The sequence below is a fragment of the Compostibacillus humi genome (assembly GCF_014637175.1).
In the GTDB taxonomy this organism is placed as follows: Bacteria; Bacillota; Bacilli; order Bacillales; family Amphibacillaceae; genus Oceanobacillus; species Oceanobacillus humi.
Genome location: NZ_BMEV01000130.1, coordinates 1 through 2,496, shown reverse-complemented (window position 1 = coordinate 2,496; position 2,496 = coordinate 1). Strand labels below are relative to the sequence as shown.

The following is a 2,496-nucleotide window of genomic DNA, read 5'->3' as shown; positions in this document are numbered from 1 at the left end:
CCCGCTATGTCATTAGCTGGGAGCTGGATCAATCCCTAGAAATTGGATTTATCCTAGATGCCGTTCAAAGGGCCTTCTCTATAGCTAAACCCGTTATCTTTAATAGTGATCAAAGCAGCCATTTTACCAGTCCCAAATATATCAATCTACTAAACTCTAAGGAAGTTCAAATCAGCATGGACAGTAAAGGACGTGCTTTGGACAATATTATCATAGAACGTTTTTGGCGCAACATAAAGTACGAAGAAGTATATCTAAAAGATTATGAAAGTCCAAGGGAAGCTAGAATAAATATAAGAGATTACATTGATTTTTATAATTACAATCGCCCTCATCAATCGCTAGATTATAAAACACCATCATCAGTTTATTTTAATTAAACAGGTTCGTCATTGCCCTTCCCATCTTTGAGAAATTATCTTTCATGCGACAGAACCTGTCAAGGGAGAATACGCCCTTGACAGAATCTGCCACATGAAAGGCTTGGTTGGCAAGATGGGAAGGAGCAAAACTCAATGCACCTTAAATTTATAAAAAAGTTGTCTTGACGATGGGGTCCACTTTAGATTGTATTTTAGTGTGGCTGTCTCATGTGGTTTAAGAAGGGGCGAACTACAAGGGCTACAATGGGATGACATTGACTTGGAAAGTGGAATTCTTTACGTCAATCACTCTTTGGTACACTTAAAGGACGGAAGTTTTATTCTCAAAGAGCCGAAAACAAAGGGTTCAATCCGACCAGTCACCATTCCATCAAATTTAATACCGCTTTTCATCCGATACAAAGAACAACGTTATAAGGAGAAAGAATTACTTGGAGATGAATGGCAAGGTGGGGAATATTTCTTTGTATTTGCAAACGACTTTGGTCTACCACACTATCAATCATACCCAAGAACTAAATGGATGCGGTTTTTAAAACGAAATAAGCTCAGATATATCCGCCCTCATGATCTAAGACACACATCAGCTACCTATTTGTTATCTCAGGGCATTGACTTGAAAACCGTCAGTGCAAGACTTGGACATTCCACAACAAGAATAACCGCAGACATTTACGCACATAGAACAATAGAGACAGACCGCTCCGCTTCGGAATTGTTTAGTTTTTGATTTATAACTGTAAAGAAAGAGACCTCAAAAATGTAAGAGGTCTCTTTTACTTTTTTTTACATTTCAGTGAAGTTGATAAGCTACCTGTAAAGAATTATATATTTAATAGACTATACTTCTTCGAAAGTGTACGTATTTTATCTGCGATTTCCTGTTCGAAATTACCTCTTAATGATATAGTCTCTTTTGCAAAAGGAGACAATTGATCGTGATAGCCTATCATGACAGTATGCAGTGCATTTTCAAACATTGTAATATCATTTGCATCGTTTCCAAAGGCAATATATGTATCTTCCTTTATTCCAAGGGACTGTAAAGCACTCCACTTATTAATCCCTCTTGGACTAATATCAAGGACATTCTCGTTTCTATGTTTATTTACATATACATCTAAATTCGAAAGTTTTTCTTCTAATTCTTCCATATTATTTGAGGTTAGAATTAGAATTTTAACTACTGGATTAAGAGAATCAATTGTAACTTTTTTCGCTAATTGTGCAGGGTCTAAATTTTGTAGTATAGAATGATTATCTGGACCAGTATAAGCATAGTCCCATTCACCATCTATTAGATAAGTAGCTTTATATTGGTCAATAAGATTCTTTATTTCGTTAATTTCATTTGTTGAAAATGAATTACTCTTGATTACCTTACCTTCTTTTGAAATTAAAGAGCCATTACCACCTATCATTGTATAATGATGAAAAACTCCATCTATTACAGGTAGCATATCCCGGATAGGTCTGGCAGATGCAAAGATTACTTCATTTCCATCATCCTTTAATTCTGCCAATGAATGAAGTATCTTTTTAGAAATTGGTTGCCCTTTAAAACAAAGTGTTCCATCTAAATCAAAAACAAATTTCAAAAATCTCACTCACTTTCTGATATGGGAATAAACTATACATAAAAACGTAATCACCCTAACCTACAAAATTACGTTTATTTATATTTTATAATACAAATCAAAAAAGTGTGGAGTTTTGTGTAATTCAATATAAAAAGTTTTCACCCTCATTTCACCCTGAATTTAGATGAATGGCAAAGAAAGGGGAAAAGAAAAACAAATAAAAAAGGCATAAACCCTTGTGGAATATGCCTTTTGCTGTAGTGATTCCGAGTGGGCTCGAACCACCGACCTCTACCCTGTCAAGGTAGCGCTCTCCCAGCTGAGCTACGGAATCATATATTAGGTCGCGCATTTACTAATATACTCATTTTTTTACGATCTGTCAATCATTTTTTTAAACAGGCTCTGTTAAAGGTAAATGGTATGTGTAAAATAGTTCTCGGTGATATTTCTACAAAATCCTAGCCAAAAAGGAAGAGGCACTCTATCATAAATGTATGCGTACCAGGCAAATACACTTAGAAAGAGGCCTC

2 protein-coding genes, 1 tRNA gene and 1 pseudogene are annotated in these 2,496 nt (G+C 35.3%); 2 read left to right on the top strand and 2 right to left on the bottom strand.

Annotation, left to right across the window (positions count from 1 at the left end):
* Positions 1–380: integrase core domain-containing protein (locus IEV18_RS16705; RefSeq protein WP_188393488.1), on the top strand; the 380-nt coding region annotated here is incomplete at its 5' end.
* Between the two features lie 184 nt (positions 381–564).
* Positions 565–1,113 (top strand): annotated as a pseudogene (locus tag IEV18_RS16700) (site-specific integrase); the annotation flags it as partial.
* 94 nt (positions 1,114–1,207) lie between these two features.
* On the opposite strand, the gene IEV18_RS16695 reads toward IEV18_RS16700, so the two are convergent.
* Together IEV18_RS16695 and IEV18_RS16690 are read right to left on the bottom strand one after the other, a co-directional pair.
* On the bottom strand, positions 1,208–1,981 hold the full coding sequence (locus IEV18_RS16695; protein WP_188393486.1) for an HAD-IIB family hydrolase: 774 nt from the start codon (positions 1,979–1,981) through the stop codon (positions 1,208–1,210).
* A gap of 243 nt (positions 1,982–2,224) precedes the next feature.
* Positions 2,225–2,297: transfer RNA gene (locus IEV18_RS16690), tRNA-Val, on the bottom strand.
* Positions 2,298–2,496 lie beyond the last annotated feature (199 nt).